The organism is Paeniglutamicibacter sp. ORCA_105, from assembly GCF_045798545.1.
Classification (GTDB): domain Bacteria; phylum Actinomycetota; class Actinomycetes; order Actinomycetales; family Micrococcaceae; genus Paeniglutamicibacter; species Paeniglutamicibacter sulfureus.
Map to the genome: position 1 here is coordinate 89,256 of NZ_JBIXLM010000006.1, position 18,965 is coordinate 108,220.

Genomic DNA, 18,965 nt, shown 5'->3' on the forward strand with positions numbered 1-18,965 from the left:
CCGGTGAGCCTAACGCTCCGCATCCCGCGGGCCACCCATGCCGTCCAGCCGGCTCGGTGGATGGGGGAGAAAATGACCGGACGCTAGCGCAGCATCAGAGCGATCATCCAGCCCGCAATCAACACCGAGCCGCCAATCACGACGGTGAAGCCAAGAAGCCAAAACCAGGCCGGCAACCAACTTCGCGTGGCAAGGATGTAGGCGTCCGAAGAGGCGACCAATCCGCGCCGGCGGGTGTGTACGCCAATGACCTTGAACAGGTCTCGCACCGATCCGACCAAGAGCATCAGGCCCAGTCCAAGCACTACCCAGGCGATGGCCCTGACGGGGGTGTAGACCACCAGCAGCTGCGCTGCCAGCGCAGAGCAAAGCGCCACCGCGATGCCCGCCCAATTGCGCAGGAAGATCAGCGAACCCAACAGGACGAGGGCGCCGATGGAAAGTGCCGCGGAAGCATGGCCGTAATACGTCGAGGCGACCAGTGCCAGGCCCACCACCGCAGGTGTCGGGTAACCCCAGAAGCCGCTGAACACCGCGGAGAATCCCGGTTTGCCGCTACTGGCCAATTCCCCCGAATGATCCAACCGGATCTTCAATCCGTGGATGAATCTTCCTGTCAGCAACGCAGCAAAAGCATGGCCCAGTTCGTGCACGAATGTCACGTACAGCCCAAAAATCCGCCAGGTTGCCCGCGGCACGGTCAGCAGCACGCACAAGGCAGCCAAGCCCAGCAACGGCCAGGGGGTCAGTGTCAACGGATCGCTACTGTTGAAGCCCGCGAGCACCGCTTGCCACCACCGCTCAATGATTTCCATTCAGCCAGCCTATGTCTTGCCCCGCGCGCCGATTGCACCAGCCGCGTTGGGGATGAGGTATCCCAACCTGGCTCACAGCTAATGCACAACTGACGTTTATATCGTTGATTCCTCAACTAACAATTTTCACCGGACTTGAAGGGCGGCATGTGCATGAAGCGATTCATTGGACTGCTGCTTGCCCTGGCCTTGATGCTGCCCCTGGGTCAGTCCCTGGGTTCCGATCCCAAGGGGTCCGCGTCCCCGATTCAAGCAATTACGGCACAGACGGCCGGAACATGGCATTGCCCGACGGATTCGCCCACCCAGCACCTTTGCGAACCGATCGTGGACCCCCAGCTCAACGTCGCCCAGATTGCACCGCGCCCCGACACCTCGGGAGCCTATGGCGCCGCGCCGGCAGGCCCGGCTGCACATGGCCACATGTCGGACCAGCAGCAGGCACGGGCACCGGATTTGCACGAACTCTCCATTTCCCGAACGTAGACAACGGCTTCCTCCTCCTGCCGTCCGCGTGCCCGATTCCGGGTGCACCGCCTTCTTCGTTCCGAGGACCCACTATGTCCGAACCGAAAACTTCCCGCGCCCTGGTCATTGCCGTGGTGGCACTCATGCTGGCCATGGCCACCGGCGGCTGGATCCTGGGATCCGCCAATCCGCGCAGCAATTTACCCTCCGAGGCCTCCCCCGAGGCAGGCTTCTCCCGGGACATGCAAACGCACCACCACCAAGCGGTGCAGCTTTCCATGGTCATTCGTGAAAACTCGACCAACCCTGCCGTGCGCTCGATGGCCTACGACATTGCGTTGACCCAGCAGCAGCAATCGGGTCAGATGTTTGCCTGGCTTGAGACCTGGGGCCTGGCCCAAACCGGTGAATCCATGACGTGGATGAGCGACCTCCTCAACGAGGACGCCTCGCATGCCGGCCACGGGAGCGTCGCCCCCGGCGAACCCCACACCATGGCCTCCATGGGCATGGCCAGCGAGGCCGACATCCAAAAGCTCACCGCCGCACGCGGCACGGCCGCGGACCGGCAATTCCTGACACTGATGATCGCCCACCACAAGGGCGGAGTCGAAATGGCCGAGGCCTACCTGCAACGTGGAGACAATCCCATGGTTGCCGCGTTCGCCAACAAGATCGTCAAGACCCAACAGGCCGAAATCTCGGCCCTGACCCAGCTGCTTGCACAGCTGAGCTAAAGGACACACTCCCATGAACAAGCGCGAAGAAGCCCAAATGGTCCTTGCCAAGGCAAAAGCCAAGGAAAAACGAACCAAGCTGCTGACCGTGGCCCTGGTCGCCGCCGCCGCCCTGGCCATCGTCGTCCCCACCGCGGTCGTCCTCAGCGGCGCCGCCCAGGAAAAATCGGCCGCAGTTGCGGAGGCCGCCGCACCCATCGACGGTGTCAAGACCTACGAGGTGGCCTCGGCGAACCACGTCAACACGACCGTCACCTACGACCAGATGCCTGGTGTGGGCGGGGACCACAATCCCGTTTGGCTCAATTGCGGGATCTATGAGACCCCGGTGCCGGAGAACAATGCGGTCCACTCCATGGAACACGGCGCCGTGTGGATCACCTACGACGGCATCAGCGATGCGGAGGTTTCCGCACTGAAGGACACGGTGGGAGACAAGACCTACCTCATCCTGAGCCCCTTCCCCAGCCAGGACGGGAAGATCAAGCTGACGGCCTGGGGCGAACAGCTCAGCGTCGATTCCGCGGATGACCCCCGCATCAAGACCTTCATCACGAAGTACCGCCAAGGACCCCAGACCCTCGAACCCGGCGCCCCGTGCACCGGCGGCATCGGCGTCTAAGCTAAATGGAAAAAGGAGAACCACCAACCATGTCATTTTTGCCCTCGGCAATTGCCGGAACCGGACTCATCGGCGGCTTCGCCACCGCCCGCACCACCAAGAACCGCCCGCTGGGCGGCGCGGTGCTTGCCGCCGCGGGAACCGGAGCCTTCCTTCTGTGGAAAGCCAACGCCGGAACCCCGAGGGCAGCTGCCCTGACAGGGCTCTACCTTGCAGCATTCGGGGCATCCCATCCGCTCGCCAAAAAGATCGGCGCCTGGCCCGCGGTCAATTCCGTCACTGCCGCAGTGATTCTCGCCTCGCTGGTGGCCGGACGGCGCAAGTAACCGCACCGCATTCCATCCCCGCTCACGGCGGCTTTCCCGACGAATCCTCGTTCGGAAAGCCGCCGTGACTTGTCGCACCCGGGAAGCAATCGTTGCAGGAACGAGTCCGAATCAGGGACCCGCGGCCACTACGATTAATGCAGGAAAGGGGCAACACCTTGGGAACTCGCAAACCCTTCTTGATACTTGCATGCATGGCCGTCTTCGTGGGGCTGCTGGGTCTGTCCGGCATGCCGCGCGCAGATGAGCCGGTGCCGCAAGCCTTCGCTGTTCCGGCGGGCGGAAACCACAACACCTTCATGGTGGCCGGGGACTCGATCACGGCGGCGGGAAGCCGCAAGGTGGCCGCCGGCCACGTCGGCGAAGCCTCCTGGGTCAGGTACGTCAACACACCCGGCACGCCCGCCACCCTGGCATGGACCGGCGGTTGGGCTCTGGGCGGTGCCCAAAGCGGGGACATGGCCGTGGCCCTGCGTGCCGGAAGCGCGGATTCCCTGGTCATCCTGGCCGGCACCAACGACCTCGCACACGGCACCAGCCACACATTGATCGGAGAGAACCTGGCGCGCATCGCCCGCATCGTACGCGCACCCATGGTTCTGTTGAGCAGCATTCCTCCCCGCGACGACGCCGTTGCGGCAACGGTGGCCTACAACGAATTCCTGAAAACCTTCGCCGGCGAGCGCGGCTGGATATACGTGGACGCGTCGGCCGGATTGCGCAGCGAGGCGAACACCTTCATTGAAGGACTCAGCGACGACGGGGTGCACCCCAATGTCGAGGGCGCCAAGATCCTCGGAGCTGCCATCGGACAGGCCCTGACCACCAAGCCCATGCAGGCCATCGCGGACACGGCGGGCGTCGAACCCCTAGGCTAGGAGTCATGCGCTCCCCCATCGACAGCTACCTCGCGGACCTCCATGCCGACCTTCTGGATCTCACGGCAGGAACCCCCTACCAGGGCATCCCGGCGATGGCCGACGCCGATCCCTCGAAGTTCGCCATTGCCATGGCCACCGTCGACGGCCACGTGTACCGGATCGGGGATGCCGACCTGGAGTTCTCCATCCAATCCATCTCCAAGCCGTTCTCCTACGCGTTGGCGCTGGACGACATCGGGCTGGAAGCGGTGGATACGAAGATCGATGTGGAACCCAGCGGGGACGCGTTCAACGAGATCTCGCTGGCCCGGGGCAGCGGGCGCCCGGCCAACGCCATGATCAATGCCGGGGCCATTGCCACGGTTTCGCTGATCCGGGACACCGACGCCCCGCGCTTCGAGCGCATCCTGGAACACTTCTCCACTGCCGCCGGGCGACGGTTGGACCTGAGTGATTCCATCTACGCCTCCGAGGCGCTCACCGGGCACCGCAACCGCGCACTGGCCTACCTGCTGCGCTCCTTCGACATCATCGAGTCCGACCCCACACCGGTGCTGGAGGACTACTTCCGCGCCTGCTCGGTCATGGTCAACACCCAGGACCTGGCCATGATGGCAGCGACGCTGGCCAATGGCGGCACCCAGCCGCGCACCGGGATTCAGGTCATGAGCAAGGAAGCGGTCCAGCGCACGCTGTCGGTCATGACAACCTGCGGCATGTACGACGATGCCGGAGCATGGATCTCCGCCGTGGGGCTGCCCGCCAAATCGGGAGTCGGCGGCGGGCTGATTGCCGTGCTTCCTGGCCAGGTGGGACTAGCCATCTACTCCCCCGCCCTGGACCTCCACGGTTCCTCCGTGCGCGGGGTCGCCGCCAGCGAACGCATCAGCGCCGACATGGGGATGCACTTCGTGCGCGCCGCCCGCCTGGGCCGCTCGGTAATCCGCGACCACTTCGACATCACCGATGCCCCGTCCTACACCCGCTACACCGATGCCGCCAGCAAGCTGTTGGCCGAGTACGGGGAACGGGCGCACATCGTGGAGCTGGCCGGCGACCTGCTCTTCGCCGGCACCGAGTCCATGGTGCGCGAAGTCAGCCAACTGGACACTTCCGTGGAACTGGTGATCCTGGATCTGCGCCGGGTCGATGACATCGACCGGATCGCGGTGCAGATGATCCACCAGCTCGGCCGGGAATTTGAGGCCGAGGGCCGAACCATGGTGTTGGTGCAGGAAAAGGCCTTCGAACCGCTGGAGTCGCTGCGCTGCTTCCCCAGCCGAAACGACGCAGTGGAATGGGCAGAGACCACGTTGCTGCAGCGCTACGGCGGCGACGACCTGGTGCCCAGCGAGGTCGCGGTCTGCGACTTCGCGGCACTGGCACCGCTGGACGCCGCGGACATCGACCTGCTCGAATCCCTGATGGAGGAGACCCGGATCGAGGACGGTCGGATTATCCGCCGGCCCGGCCAGGAATTCGGCGGCGTCTACTTCATCCTCAAGGGCAAGGTGGTCACCTCGACCCTGCAGAACGGCAAGCCGGTGCGGCACGCGACGCTTTCGGCGGGCATGACCTTCGGCGAGATCGCCCTGGGCGGTGAGGGCGAACAGACCACCCGGGTCACGGCCGTTGGCAGGCTGCACCTGAAGGTGCTCTCGGCCGCGTCGATCGCCACGCTGGAGGCCGATGACCCGGGAACTGCCTTGCGTTTCTGGAAGGCTGTCGCCCGCGATGCCTACACCCGGGTCGAGGCGAACATCAAGGATTCGAACTTCCCGCTGCACTAAGGCCGGCGGGGCAGGTTCCTATCTGTCGGCCACGCCAAGGGCCTCGGCTTCGAAGAGTGCTTCGTCCCGCGGCGCGGCTTCGTGCCGCTCCGCGTGTGCCAGTAGGCGCTTGAAAGAAAACAGCAGGATCGCAGCCAGCAACACGCAGGCCGCGCCCATGAAGTACGGAATGGCCATCGTGAAGGCGGCCGCCAGTGCCGCCGCAACCGGAGGGGCGACCGCGCCACCCAGGAAGCGGATGCCGGAGTAGCTGGACGAGGCCACCGAGCGTGGTAGGTCGGTGGCCTCCATGACGACTTCGGTGAGCACGGTGTTCATGATGCCCAATTCGAGGCCGGCAACGACCATCATCACCACCAGTGCCCGCGGGGAATCGATGAACAGGGCGAAGGCCACCAGGGTCAGGCTCAGCAGTGCCAGCGTCGCGATCAGTACGGTGGTCCGCTTGAAACGACGCGTCAGTAACGGCGCCCCGAAGACGGAGGTCAGGGCCAGGCCCACGCCCCAGCCGGTGAACACCAAGCCGATGCCCATGGCTGTGAAGTGCAGCGGGTAGGCGGTGAATGACATGATCACGAAGAAGCCGATGTTGTAGAAGAACGCGACCAGTGCCATGACCAGCAGAGCGGGGTTGGCCAGTGCCTTGAATGGCGCGCCGATAGGGGTCGGTTCGTTCTTGGCGGTGGCCCCGCGCATCATGGTGGCCAGCAGGATGAAGCCCAGGGCCATCAGGACCGAGGTCCCGTAGAACGGCGCTTGCCAGGCAACCGAACCCAGCATCCCGCCGACCAGCGGGCCGATGGCCAGGCCAAGCCCGAGGGCAGCCTCGTAGAGGATGATGGCCGAGCTAGGGTTGCCCGTGGATTCGGAAATGATGGTCGACAGTGCAGTGGAAATGAACAGGGCATTGCCCAGTCCCCACACGGCGCGGAAGGCGATGATCCCTTCAATGCTCCCCGAGGAGCCCGCGCCGAAGGAAGACAGGACAATGACCGCCAAACCGATCATCAGTGTCTTGCGTGCCCCGATGCGGGAGGAAATGAAGGAGGTGAAGAGCATGGCCACGCCGGTGATCACCAGGTACGAGGTGAAAAGCAGCGAGGTCTGGGTGGTGGTCGCCCCCAGCTCCTCGGTGATGGAAGGAAGGATCGGGGAAACCAGCCCGATGCCCATGAAGGCAATCATTGAGGTGAACGCGACCGCCCACACAGCCTTGGGTTGCTTCATTTGGTTTCTGCGCTCGCCTTGTCAGGTTTGGAATCGAGGATTTCCGCAGCCTTGGCCAGAACCGCGATCTGTTCCTCGGTGAGATCGTTGAAGTCATCCTTGAGAACTGCGGCCAGGTCCTTTCCGCGCTGGATCAGGGTCTGGCGTCCGGTGTCCGTGATCTCGATGAGCCAAGCCCTTGAATCGGCATCGTCCTGCACCCGTTCGACCAGCCCCTGGGCCTCGAGGGACGCAACGATCTTGGTCATGCCCGGTTGGGAGATGCGGTTTTGTTCAGCCAATTGGCCGATCCGCATGGATCGGACGTCACGCAGGATCCCCAGCGTTCGGTAGTGCGAGGCCGACAGCCCGTGGTCGAGGCGCACCACAGCACTGCGCGAGAGTCGGTGGGTGGCCGCCAGCAGCTTGAAAAGGACCGGGCCGAGTTCGGAAGACATGAAACAAGTATAACGCAGTTATATAACTAAGTTAAGTAAATTGCGGTATCCCCGCCCCCTCATGGGCAAGGGGCACCGGGGCCGGTTAAAGCAAGGGTTTTCCGCGCTCGGCCGGCCGCCGGGTGGTGCTGCCCACCGGGGTAACCGGAACTACGCTTGAAGCATGAGCCTGGAACTGAACATCCCGTGCGAAACCGGAATCGTCACCGCTTTGCTTGATAACGCCGAAAATCCCACGGCGTTCTTGATCCTGGCCCACGGATCCGGGGCCGGAAAGGACCACGAATTCATGTCCGGCTATGCCCGGGCCGTTGCGCGCGAGGGTATCTCGGTGCTGCGATTCAACTTCCCGTACATGGATGCAGGCAAGAAGTTCCCGGACCGGGCGCCTCTGGCAATCAGCACGTGGAAACGGGTGCGCGAGTGGGCCGGATCCAACGTTTCCGGCGGACTAGCGGTATTCGTAGGCGGGAAATCATTTGGCGGTCGGATGGCATCGCTGGCAGTCGCCGAGGGCATGGACAGCCGGTCACTGATTTTCTTGGGCTACCCGTTGCATGCGCCAAAGAAGGAAAACAAGCTACGTGACGAGCACCTCTATCCATTGCAGGTGCCGATGCTCTTCCTCGAAGGCACCCGCGACCCATTCGCGAATCCGGAAATATTGAACCGTGTGGTCTCCGAACTAAACGAAGACAGCGAAGTCGTCTGGTTCGAAGGCGCCGATCACTCGTTCAAGGTAGCCCGCTCCGGCCGCACCATTTCCGAAGACGGAGCCGGGCTCGCCGAGACCACCGCAGATTTCATCCGCAGGCAACTGAACGCGGACTAGTCCATCAACCACCGGCCACCGCGTGGTCGGCACCGCCGGCATTCGCACCCAAATCCGAATTGTCGGTGGCCGGATGCTAGTTTCAGAGCTACGCCTAGGCAAAAGGAGCACCCGTCCCGTGTTTTTCCTCGATCAGGACCTGATCTACTCCGCATCCGACCTCGTGGTGGCCGCAAGCTGCGAATTCGCCTCGCTGAGCAAGCTCGACGAACGCCTGGGGCGCAGCGACAAGGCCGACTTCGGACCCGATGAAATGCTCGACCGCACCGCGGTGCTTGGCGACGCCCATGAACACAAGGTCCTGAAAGAGCTGCGCGCACAATTCGGCGACTACGACCCAACCACCGGCCGCGGCGTCAAGATGCTCGCCGCCGGAGTCCGCGGGGATCGGGCCTCGCTGGAGCAGGCACACGAGGAAACGCACCAGGCGCTGCTCAAGGGCGCCGACGTGGTGTTCCAGGCGACCTTCTTCGACGGGGAATTCGTCGGCTTTGCCGACTTCCTCATCCGCGAGGCCGACGGCTCCTACGCGGTGTGGGACACCAAGTTGGCCCGCCACGCCCGCGTCACGGCCCTGCTCCAGCTGGCTGCCTACGGCGACCAGCTCATCACCGCTGGAATCCCGGTCGCCGCAAAGACCACCCTGGTGCTCGGGGACAATACGCATTCGGTGCACCAGATGCATGAGCTGCTCCCGGTGTTCAAGGAGCGCCGGGCCCGCTTCAAGGCCCTCACCGCAGCCCACCGGGCCGCTTCCGACCCGGTGGCTTGGGGCCAGGACGGCATCGGCGCCTGCGGTCGCTGCGACTACTGCGCCGAGCAGGTGGCCAAGCACCGCGACCTGCTGCTGGTCGCCGGCATGAGCACAGTCAAGCGCAGGAAGCTCATGGAAGCCGGAATCACCACCATTGACGAGCTCGCCGCAGGCAACACCAAGGCACGCGACCCGCACCACAAGCTTGCCGAACAGGCCCGCATGCAGGTCGGGCTCGGAACCAGCGACGGGACCATCGGCGGGGTTGCCTACAAGGTCAGTGCCGGCCAGACCATTTCCCGGCTCCCGGAACCCAACACCGGGGACATCTTCTTCGATTTCGAAGGCGATCCGCTGTGGCAGGATCCTTTTGACGAGTCTTGGGGACTGGAATACCTCTTCGGCGTCATCGAGATCGATACGGCCGAACCGGTGTTCAAACCCTTCTGGGCGCATTCCCGGGCCGAGGAGCGCAAGGCCTTCACCGACTTCGTCGCCTACGTTGAGGCGCGCCGAGCGGTCTTCCCCCAGATGAAGATCTACCACTACGCGCCCTATGAGAAGAGCGCCCTTCGGAACCTCTCGCTGCGCCACCTGGTCGCCGAGGACACCATCGACCAGTGGCTGCGCGATGGGCTGCTGGTGGACCTCTACGACACCGTCCGCCACTCGCTGCTGATCTCCGAGCGCTCCTATTCGATCAAGAAGCTCGAGCCGCTCTACATGGGCGAGCACCTGCGCGGCGGGGACGTCAAGGACGCTGGCGCCTCCGTCGTCGCCTACGCCAAGTACACCGAGCAGCTGGGCGTTGAAGATGCCGAGGCCGGGCGGATCCTGGAATCCATCCGCGACTACAACGAATACGATTGCCTCTCCACGCTACGCCTGCGCGACTGGCTGCTGGGCCTGGTCCCGCACGAAACGCGCACCGAGTGGGTGGACGAGACGCCCCTTCCCGGCGTCGACGACGTCGAGCCCAGCGCTGAGGAAATCGCGCTGCGCGAGTACCTCGAATCCCTGCCGCAGGACCGGGCGCTGTCCAACGACGAGCGGGCCATCGCCATGGTTGCCGCCGCCACCGGCTACCACCGCCGCGAGGCCAAGCAATTCTGGTGGGAGCACTTCGACCGGCTCGATGCGCCCTTCGATTCGTGGGCCGAGACCCGCAACGTGTTCGTTGTCGACGAGGCAACGGTGCTCGAGGACTGGCACAAGGCAAGCACCAGGGCCAGGGTTGAATCCCGGGTCACCGAGCTGAGCGGCACCATGGCCGAAGGTTCGGACTTCAAGGTCGGCTCGAGCTGGTTTGCCATGTACTCCCAGCCGTTGCCTCCCGAACTCGAACCGAGCATGGCCGGGCGGGCAGGGCTGTTCAACGCCACTGTGAAGGAGAACGACGAACGAGTCGTCATCACCGAAAAATCCAACACCAAGGTCCCGCCGTTTGGCACCCTTCCGGTGGCGCTGACCCCGGACCAGCCGATCAACACCACCTCCCTGCGTGACGCACTGGCCGAGCTGGCCCGCACCGTCGGCGGTGCGCTGCCTTCCCTGCCCAGGCACCCGGGGATCGACATCCTGCGCAAGTCGGCACCGCGCTTCAAGACACTTTCCACCCCGCCGGTGCCCAACATCGTCAACGGGCACCCCGACATCGTGGGTGCCATCATCGAGGCATTGGGTGACCTGGACCATTCCTATCTGGCCGTCCAGGGACCCCCCGGCACCGGCAAGACCTACGTGGCATCCCACGTCATCGCGGCCTTGGTGAAACAGGGCTGGAAGGTCGGTGTGGTGGCCCAGTCCCACTCGGTGGTGGGCAACGTGCTCACCAAGGCCATCACCAGCGCCGGGGTGCATCCGGAGCAGGTCGCCAAGAAGCTTAAGGCCGGGGACAAAACCGAGGTCCCGTGGTCCGGCACCACCGACGACGCGGTTGAGGATCTGCTGAACTCAGATCAGGGGGCACTGATCGGCGGCACCGCCTGGACCATGACCGGCAAACGGGTCCCCGAAGGCTCCCTGGACCTGTTGGTCATCGACGAGGCCGGACAGTATTCGCTGGCCAACACGCTGGCGGTCTCCCGTGCCGCCACCCGCCTGCTCCTGCTGGGTGACCCGCAGCAGCTGCCGCAGGTCACCCAGGGTTCGCACCCGCAGCCGGTGGACGAGTCCGCGCTGGGCTGGCTCAGCGCCGGGCACCCCACGCTGCCCGAGGAGCTGGGCTACTTCCTGGCCGATTCGTGGCGCATGCACCCGGAGCTGTGTGCCAAGGTCTCGGCGCTGAGTTACGAGTCCAAGCTGCACTCGGCCTCCGCGGCCGCACAGCGTTCGCTCTCGCAGGTCCCCGCCGGGGTGGCCACCGTTCTGGTGGAGCACCGCGGAAACACCACCCAGTCCGTGGAGGAAGCGCACGAGGTCATCAACCAGGTGCGCGCCCACATGGGATTGTCCTGGGCCGGAGGCGAGGCAGAGTCCCCGAGGCCGCTGTTGGCAAAGGACGTCCTGGTGGTCGCCGCCTACAACGCGCAGGTGAACCTGCTGCGCATCGAGCTCGACGCGGCAGGGTTGGAAGACGTGAAGGTCGGCACCGTCGACAAGTTCCAGGGGCAGGAGGCGCCGGTGGTCATCGTCTCCATGGCGTGCTCCTCGGCCGATGACGCGGCCCGCGGCATCGACTTCCTGCTGAACCGCAACCGGATCAACGTGGCAGTCTCGCGCGGACAATGGCGGGCGGTCATCGTGCGCTCCCCCGCGCTGACGCACTTCCTGCCGTCCACCCCCGCTGCCTTCGCACAGCTCGGGGCGTTCCTGGCTCTGGGGTCCTGAGCCAGCGGGCCGACCAACCCGGCGGCACCCCCAGGGATTCATGTCCGGTTCGCCGGTGGGACACGTCCGTTGGAGAAGATTGGGCATGACCAATTCACATGCACCGCTGGACAGCCGTATTTTCGCCACCCAGCCTGTCGCCGTGCGCGCGTTGGCCGAAGAATTGCGGCGCAGCCCCCGTGCGTCCGCGGCCATGTGCACTCCCTTGGCGTCCACCCGAATCGGAGCACGCCCACCGGTTCCGGGCCAGCGCCACCAGGACGGCGCCATGCACCCGGACAGAGAGGCCGGAACGGCGGGCGTCGAGACAAACACCTGCTCTCCGAGCATGACGAAGTGATGCGCGGTGATGGGCGCGCGGTCGGCGTCGCGTGCTAGAAATGAACCCATGAATACGCGTGTACTGGCAGGCAAGAACGTCAATCCCCTGGGCTTCGGGGCCATGAACATCGCCCATGGCTACTCGGACTTCCCCACCGACCGGGAAGCCGGGCGGCTGCTGCACGACGTGCTGGATGCCGGGGTCGACCACCTTGACACAGCAACCCTGTACGGCGGGCACCGCAGCGAAAACCTCATTGGCCAGCACCTGAAACAGCGCCGCGGCGAGTACCTGCTGGCTTCCAAGGGCGGGCTGGCTCTGGTCGATGGCCGCGGGAAGATCGACGGGCGCCCCGAAACTCTCCGCGCCCAGGTCGACGCCTCGCTGCAGCGCCTGCAGACGGAGCACATCGACCTCTATTACCTGCACCGGCTCGACCCCACGGTCCCGATCCAGGAATCGGTCGGCGCGCTGGCCGAGGCCGTGGCCCAGGGGAAGATCGGCGGCATCGGGCTTTCCGAAGTTTCGGTCGCCACGCTGCGGATTGCGCACGAGGTGCACCCGATTGCCGCGGTGCAAAACGAATACTCGCTGGCCACCCGCAACCCGGAGCTGGGCATGGTGGAGGCCTGCGCCGAGCTGGGGACGGCGTTCGTGGCATTCTCCCCGCTCTACCGGGGCTTCCTTTCGGGCAACCTGCGTGGCATCGACGCGCTGGCCGAAGGCGACATGCGGCATCACATGCCACGCTTCAGCGAGGAAAACTACCCGCACAACCTCGAGCTGGTCGACCGCCTCGCACGATTGGCAACACGCCTGGGGACCACCGCCGCCGCGCTCTCGCTGGCCTGGGTGCTGGCGCAGGGCGAGCATGTCCATGCCATCCCCGGAACCAAGAACCCCGGCCACTTCGCCGAGAACCTCGGTGCACTCCGGCTTTCGCTTTCCCCCGCCGAGCTGGCGGAGGCCGGGGAGATCATCAACCAGTCCACGATTGCCGGGGCGCGGTACAACGTCCACCAGCAAAAGACCATCGACAGCGAGGAATTCCAGGAGGCCAGGTAGGCAGGACCGTCTACTTCGACTTGGGCCGCTTGGGGTCTATGACCTTTTGCGCCTCGGCCCCTTCGATTCCGGTCAGGGCCGTGGTCGCGGCCACATAGTCGTAGCCCGCCTCCCGCCTGGTCGCCCGTTCGATGCTCCGTCTCGGTCGGGCCTTCCTGTTCCTGACTGGGGAGAACCATGACGCACCCGGAAAGGACCAGTCCCGAGGCTGCCAGCAGTGCGAGCGCCGTTGCCGACCGACGACGCGGTTTCATCACCTTTCCCTCGCAGATAGCCCAGGAACGAAGGAAAAACCATCCGCCGGCCCGGTCACCGGTGTGGTTCAACCGACCATACCCGGCTGGTCCCGGGCCTTAATTCGCTGCGCCGATGGACTAGGATTGTTTGGTCAATCCCCAGCAAAAGGACCGTGATGCGACCTACCCACCAAGCGAGCCCGCTGTGGAGTCAGACGCAACAATTCAGGTCGTCCGCCGCCTGGAAATTGCTCTCCACCGCACCTTGGGCCGTGGCCTTCCTGCGCGCCGAGTTCACCAGCGCCAAACCCCGCGTGGGACTGGAGGTCTTCCACGCCTCCCTCGAATCCTTCCTCAAGGTCGTACGCTCCGAAGACCCGGGCTTCAATGACTCAATGGGAGCTGCCCAATACGCCGATGCCTGGGTGCGCAGCCAGTTCCTGGCCCGCCCGCTGGTCGACGGACACTTCGTCTACGAACCGACGGCGCAAACCGCACGGGTGCTGAAATTCCTGTCCGATTTCTCCGGGGACCGTACCAACCTGAACTCCTCGCGGCTGAACACCCTCCTGGTGTCCCTCGAATCGCTGGCCCATGAGACGGACCCCGATCCCGCCGCACGCATCCGCGCCCTGGAGGCGGAGATCGCCCAGCGCCAGGAAAAAATCGCCTCCCTGCGCGACGGGACCTCCCCGGCGGTGCTGCCGCGCGAAGGCGCCCTGGCCGCCACCCGCTCGGTGCTGGACATGGCCTCGGGGTTGCCTGCCGACTTCAAGCGCATGCGCGACGGCGTCCAGGAGATGCTCCACGCCCTACGCGGGGAAATCATGGAGTCCTCCTCCGCCAAGGGCGTGGCCGTTGGCGCGGTGCTGGAGGGCGACAAACAGCTGCGCAGCACCCCGCAGGGAGAGACCTTCCGCGGCTTCACGGAGTTCCTGAACTCCCCCGAGGCCCAGGTCCGGTTCCGCGAGGCGGTCAATGAGGTCCTCGAACGCGACTTCGTGGACGCACTGGACAACCAGGAACGCCACACCCTGGCAAACCTGCTGCGAGAATTGCGCCGCCAGGCCTCCGAGGTCCACCAGTCCTACGGCAGGCTCTCGGAGTCGCTGCACGCCTACGTGCAATCGGCCGAGTTCAAGGAAGCGGCCATCCTGCGCGAGGCGGTGCGGGCAGCGGAAGTCGCCGTTTCCTCCTCGCGCGTCCTGCACTCGCGCACGCCGGTGGCCCCCATCCGGCTGTACGCACCGCGCTTCACCTCGATTGCGGCATTGGGCATCTACGATCCCGACGAACATGTCGCCCCGCCGAAGCTGGCAGCCCCGCCGCCCCTGTCGGTCGCCGACATCCGGCGCACCCCTTCCACCCCGGGTCCCGACATCCCGGTGCTGAAGAACGCGATCGCCGCTGTCCGCGCCGCCTCCGGTGGTTCGGCGGGCCTGAGGGAAACCTACAACAGCCTCGGCGATGAACACCGGCACCTGAACACCATCAGGTACCTCATCGAGGCGGCCCGCAACGGCGGGGACCGCATTGACGAGTCCACCCTCGAGGAAATCAGCTTCACCCAGGTCAACGGTGTCACGCGAACAGCGTTGGTGCCGGCCATGAGCTTCACGAAGGATCCCGCATGAGCAGCCCACTTCCCACCGGCGCGATCGACGAACGCCGCCTCTTCGAGGGCGACACAGGTTCGTTCGAACTGCCGCTGCGCCAGCTGCTGGTGCGCCTGTTGCGCGGCCCCTATCTGGACGGCGTTGCCGAACCCCGGCTCTGGCAGTTGGTGCTGGACCGGCGGGCCGACATCGCCGCCTACGTCGCCGAGATCTTCCTGGTGCTCGAGGTGGACGCCAACCGCAAGATCGCGCTGCTGAGCCCCGTGGACTTGGAAGCGGCCCACACCACCGCGATTGCCCCGCGCCGTGCCCTGAAGCGCGAGGAGACCCTGCTTGCATTGCGTCTGCGGCTGCTTCTTGAACGCCATGCCGGTTCGGGCACGGACGCTGTCATCACCCGGGAAGCCGCACGGGAGATCCTGTTGGAGCACCGTGCCCCCGGGGACACCGACGACAAGAAGCTGGAAGAAAACACCGATGCGGCCCTGACCCGGCTGCTGAACCTGAAACTCATCCTGCCCACCGAACTGGGCGATGAGTACAAGGTCTCCGGAGCGCTGGCGCTGGCCTTGCCATTTGCCGCGATCGAGGAAATCCCCGAATACATCAAGGCCATTGAGCGCGTGGGCACCGATGACACCGAAGAATTCGAGTTGGAGACAGAAGAGCTATGAGCATTGAAATGACCCTTCCGCTCTCGGACGCGCTGAACCCCGGGCAGCACCGGCTGACCCAGATCCAGGTCATCAACTGGGGTACCTTCCATGGCCGGCACACCCTGTATGTGGACCGCGCCGGGACCTTGCTGACCGGGCACCCCGGCGTGGGCAAGTCGACCCTCTTTGACGGCATCGGGCACATCTTCCATGCCGCCCCGCGGCTCAATGAGTCCGCGCACGAGGCCTCCACCCGCAAGGACCGGCGCACCACCTACTCCTATATGCGCGGGCGCCGTTTCAAGACCGAGGCCGGCACCCTGTACCAGCGCCCCGGCGCCACTTGGAGCGCCCTGGCGCTGGTGTACGAGGACGGGCTGGGCTCGAACGTGTGCATCGGAGCGATCTTCGACCTACCCGCCAACGGGCTGGAGGGCCAGGTCGGAAAGCACTACGTCATGGGCGACCGGGTGCTGGACACCGCGGCCCTGGAGGAACACGGGGCACGCCGATTCACCCCCTCCTCGCTGCAGAAGTCGCTGCCCGGCTTCGAGGCCTTCGACGTGCACCGTGCCTTCGCCGAGAAGTTCCGTCGCCGCTTGGGAATCGACAACGACAAGGCGTTTTCCCTGCTGCGTACCCTGCAGAACGGCAAGGGACTGGACAAGGGGGTGAACCAGTTCTTCCGCTACGAGGTACTGGAAATCCCCGCGACCATGAAGGCCGCCACCGGGGCCATCGAAGACTTCTCGCACCTGCGAGGCATCCACCGCCAGCTGGAGGAGGCCCGCGCCCAACGCGACGCGCTGGCCTCGGTACCCGAGCAGAAGCTGCGCCACGATGAGCTGAGCGCCGAACTCGCCACACTCAACACCCTGGTATCCACCCAGCTTCCGGCCTTCGGCGCCCAATTGGCCACCCGGGCATTGCAGGGCGAAACCGCCATGCTCAGCGCCGCGGTCGAGACCAATGCGGCGCTGATCGAGGAAAGCGGCGTTCGCAAGGCCACCCTTGAAGCCAAGGTCGCGTCGCTCACCGAGCAGCACGAGGCCGGTGGCGGAGCCGGGCTGGCATTGCTGGAGCGCGAGGCCGAGTCCGCCCGCAAGAACCTGGCCGACCGCGAATCGGTCCTGCGCACCCTGCGGGAGAACTTCGAGGCCGTGGGCCTGAAATTCACGTTCACCGCCTCCGGCCTGCAGGCCATGCGCCGGCAGGCTGCCGTCAGCGCCGAGAATCTGGCCTCGATTGCCAAGGACGCGCGCACCATGGAATACGAGGCCATGGCATCGGTCATGAATTTGAAGGACCGTGCCAAGAAGCTGCGGCTGCAGATCGATTCCTACGCCAAGCGCGGCTCCAACATCGATGACAGGTCCATTGCCGCCCGCCGCGCCATTGCCGCCTCCACCAACCTGGACATCGAGGACCTTCCTTTTGCCGGGGAACTGATCGACCTGTCCCCCGCCCACGGCCAATGGCGGCCGGCCGCCGAAAAAGCCCTGCGTTCCCTGGCCACCACCCTGTTGGTGCGCGGCGAAGACATCAAAGCCGTCACCCGCGCCATTGATTCGCTCTCGGGACTGGGCCGGATCCGTTGGATGGACATCTCCAGGACCCCGCGCGATGTCGTCGCCGGCCCCGGGGACCTGGTGGGAAAGCTCGATTTCAAGCATTCGCCGGCCGGCACCTGGCTGCATGCCAAGATCGCCGCCGACTACCCGCTGGCCTGCGTCGATTCGGACGCAGGCTTGCACGTGCACGACAAGGCCATCTCCCTGGCCGGAACCATCAAGACCGGTGCGGGGACCTTCGAGCGCGACACCCGCGGCGTGGCGGCCTCCGACTACCTGCTCGGCTTCACCAACGCCGAGAAGATCTCCGAGTTGGAGACCAAGCTGGCGAAGCTCGAGGCCGAGACCACCAAGGCCGCCTCGGTGGCAGATGACCGTTCCGCCGCCAAGGACCAGCTGGCGGCCAAGCTGGCGCTGTTGGGCACCCTGGCCAGCGATGACCGCAGCTTCGCCTCGCTGGATGCCTCCGGCGCCCTGAACACCCTGCAGGACCTCGAAGCGCGCATGGCCGAAGCGCTGTCCCAATCCGGGGACCTCTCCCACGTGCGCCGCTCCCTGGAAGCGGCACGTGCCGAACTCGAGGAATGCGTCGGCACCCTGGCAGTGGCCCGCGCTGAAGCCACGACGCTCTCCGCCGCCTTGGAAAAAGCGCAAACCGCGCTGCGCGCCGCGGGCGTGCGCGACACGGCGACCGAGGACTGGGCAGCGGCGAAGCTTGCCGCCAGCGAGCAGCTGGCGCCGTTGGTCAGCCGACTGGACGAGGGCTCCCCGGTGGGCAGCGCCGAGCTGGAGGCCGCGCTGAACGCGCTGGCCCTGTCGCTGTCCGAATCCGGGGCCGAGCTCAAGCGCGAGGCGTACACGCTGGAAGCCTCGCTGAAGGACACCTTCCGGGCCTTTGCCCGCGAATTCGGCAATTCGGCCGCAGTCTCCTTCGGCACCTCGGTGGAGGCCGCCGGGCACTATGTCGCCCTGCACCAGGGCATCATCGAGCAGGGGTTGCCGCAGCACGAGGAGGAGTTCCGTGAATACTTCTCCAACCGCTCCTACGAGCGCTTCTCAGATTTGTTGCAGCTACTGGAAGAGGAACGCCGCTCGATTGCCGAGCGCATCTCCCCGCTGAACCAGATCCTCGCGGACGTCACCTTCGAGCACGGCTCCAAGCTGGCCCTCGAGGTCGCCACGACGATCCCTGACGAGGCCCGCGCGTTCCGCCAGGCCTTGAAGGACGCCTTGGCCGGTGCGTATTCCTCGCGCGGGGCGGGAACGCTCAGCGAGAGCTACAAGGCACTCGAGACCCTGGTGGATGCCCTGGATGATTCCTCGCGTGCGGCCTGGCGCGACACCGTGCTGGACGTACGCCAACACGTGACCATCAGCTGCAATGAGCACAAGCCCAATGGCGAGGTCGAGACCGGCCTGGAGCCCGGCACGCTTTCGGGCGGCGAGGGCCAGCGCTTCACCTCGTTCATCATGGGAGCCGCCCTGGCCTACCAGCTGGGCTTCGCCACGGCCGGGTTCACCGCCTATGGCACCGTGATGATCGATGAGGCCTTCATCCAGGCGAACTCCGAATATGCGGCAGCCGGCATCAATGCGCTGCAGGAATTCGGCTTCCAGCTGCTGCTCGCGGCCCCGGAGGACAAGATCGACCTGTCCCGGCACCTTGGTTCGGTCTGCGACATCATCAAGCACCCCGAATCCAATGTCTCCGGCTTCGTGGCCTCGGGCCGCTCCCCGGCCGTGGCCACGAGCATCATTTTGCGATAGCACCTCACAAAATG

Annotated in this window: 16 protein-coding genes; 13 read left to right on the forward strand and 3 right to left on the reverse strand. The window is 65.3% G+C overall.

Annotated features, from left to right (window positions below; translation table 11 throughout):
- Positions 1-83: 83 nt before the first annotated feature.
- Entirely contained in the window at positions 84-815 is a 732-nt protein-coding gene (locus tag ACIPUB_RS04650; protein ID WP_407606302.1) for a M50 family metallopeptidase, read from the reverse strand.
- A 153-nt stretch (positions 816-968) separates the two neighbouring features.
- On the opposite strand from ACIPUB_RS04650, the gene ACIPUB_RS04655 reads away from it, so the two are divergent.
- The 6 genes from ACIPUB_RS04655 to glsA all read left to right on the forward strand — a co-directional run bounded on the left by ACIPUB_RS04655 (position 969) and on the right by glsA (position 5,639).
- The gene (locus ACIPUB_RS04655; protein WP_407606303.1) at positions 969-1,301 is read left to right on the forward strand and encodes a hypothetical protein; all 333 of its coding nucleotides are present in this window, start codon (positions 969-971) and stop codon (positions 1,299-1,301) included.
- A gap of 74 nt (positions 1,302-1,375) precedes the next feature.
- Positions 1,376-2,020 (forward strand): DUF305 domain-containing protein, encoded by a 645-nt coding sequence (locus ACIPUB_RS04660; RefSeq protein WP_407606304.1) that lies wholly within the window; start codon positions 1,376-1,378, stop codon positions 2,018-2,020.
- Between the two features lie 13 nt (positions 2,021-2,033).
- Positions 2,034-2,642: a DUF3105 domain-containing protein gene (locus ACIPUB_RS04665; RefSeq protein WP_407606305.1), complete on the forward strand. Its 609-nt coding sequence runs from the start codon at positions 2,034-2,036 to the stop codon at positions 2,640-2,642.
- Positions 2,643-2,671: 29 nt separating this feature from the next.
- Positions 2,672-2,968, forward strand: a complete 297-nt coding sequence (locus ACIPUB_RS04670; RefSeq protein ID WP_302263434.1) for a hypothetical protein — start codon at positions 2,672-2,674, stop codon at positions 2,966-2,968.
- Between the two features lie 194 nt (positions 2,969-3,162).
- Positions 3,163-3,846, forward strand: coding sequence for an SGNH/GDSL hydrolase family protein (locus ACIPUB_RS04675; RefSeq protein WP_407606306.1), 684 nt, complete (start codon positions 3,163-3,165; stop codon positions 3,844-3,846).
- A gap of 5 nt (positions 3,847-3,851) precedes the next feature.
- Positions 3,852-5,639, forward strand: a complete 1,788-nt coding sequence (gene glsA / locus ACIPUB_RS04680; RefSeq protein ID WP_407606307.1) for a glutaminase A — start codon at positions 3,852-3,854, stop codon at positions 5,637-5,639.
- A gap of 18 nt (positions 5,640-5,657) precedes the next feature.
- Here glsA and ACIPUB_RS04685 read toward each other — a convergent pair whose 3' ends face one another.
- Positions 5,658-6,866, reverse strand: a complete 1,209-nt coding sequence (locus ACIPUB_RS04685) for an MFS transporter (RefSeq protein ID WP_407606308.1) — start codon at positions 6,864-6,866, stop codon at positions 5,658-5,660.
- Positions 6,863-7,303 carry a MarR family winged helix-turn-helix transcriptional regulator gene (locus tag ACIPUB_RS04690; RefSeq protein ID WP_407606309.1) on the reverse strand — a complete coding sequence of 147 codons (441 nt, stop codon included), beginning with the start codon at positions 7,301-7,303 and terminating at the stop codon, positions 6,863-6,865. The genes ACIPUB_RS04685 and ACIPUB_RS04690 overlap by 4 nt, the downstream gene beginning before the upstream one ends.
- Before the next feature lie 163 nt (positions 7,304-7,466).
- On the opposite strand from ACIPUB_RS04690, the gene ACIPUB_RS04695 reads away from it, so the two are divergent.
- The 7 genes from ACIPUB_RS04695 (at position 7,467) to ACIPUB_RS04725 (ending at position 18,951) form a co-directional block, all read left to right on the forward strand.
- Positions 7,467-8,135: an alpha/beta family hydrolase gene (locus ACIPUB_RS04695; protein WP_407606310.1), complete on the forward strand. Its 669-nt coding sequence runs from the start codon at positions 7,467-7,469 to the stop codon at positions 8,133-8,135.
- Between the two features lie 118 nt (positions 8,136-8,253).
- Positions 8,254-11,718, forward strand: a complete 3,465-nt coding sequence (locus tag ACIPUB_RS04700; protein ID WP_407606311.1) for a TM0106 family RecB-like putative nuclease — start codon at positions 8,254-8,256, stop codon at positions 11,716-11,718.
- Between the two features lie 85 nt (positions 11,719-11,803).
- Positions 11,804-12,058, forward strand: a complete 255-nt coding sequence (locus ACIPUB_RS04705) for a hypothetical protein (protein WP_407606312.1) — start codon at positions 11,804-11,806, stop codon at positions 12,056-12,058.
- A gap of 48 nt (positions 12,059-12,106) precedes the next feature.
- Positions 12,107-13,105 (forward strand): aldo/keto reductase, encoded by a 999-nt coding sequence (locus ACIPUB_RS04710; RefSeq protein ID WP_407606313.1) that lies wholly within the window; start codon positions 12,107-12,109, stop codon positions 13,103-13,105.
- Positions 13,106-13,517: 412 nt separating this feature from the next.
- Positions 13,518-14,975, forward strand: a complete 1,458-nt coding sequence (locus tag ACIPUB_RS04715) for a DUF3375 domain-containing protein (RefSeq protein WP_407606314.1) — start codon at positions 13,518-13,520, stop codon at positions 14,973-14,975.
- Positions 14,972-15,631, forward strand: coding sequence for a DUF4194 domain-containing protein (locus ACIPUB_RS04720; RefSeq protein ID WP_407606315.1), 660 nt, complete (start codon positions 14,972-14,974; stop codon positions 15,629-15,631). The genes ACIPUB_RS04715 and ACIPUB_RS04720 overlap by 4 nt, the downstream gene beginning before the upstream one ends.
- On the forward strand, positions 15,628-18,951 hold the full coding sequence (locus ACIPUB_RS04725) for an ATP-binding protein (protein ID WP_407606316.1): 3,324 nt from the start codon (positions 15,628-15,630) through the stop codon (positions 18,949-18,951). Before ACIPUB_RS04720 ends, ACIPUB_RS04725 begins: the two co-directional genes overlap by 4 nt.
- Positions 18,952-18,965 lie beyond the last annotated feature (14 nt).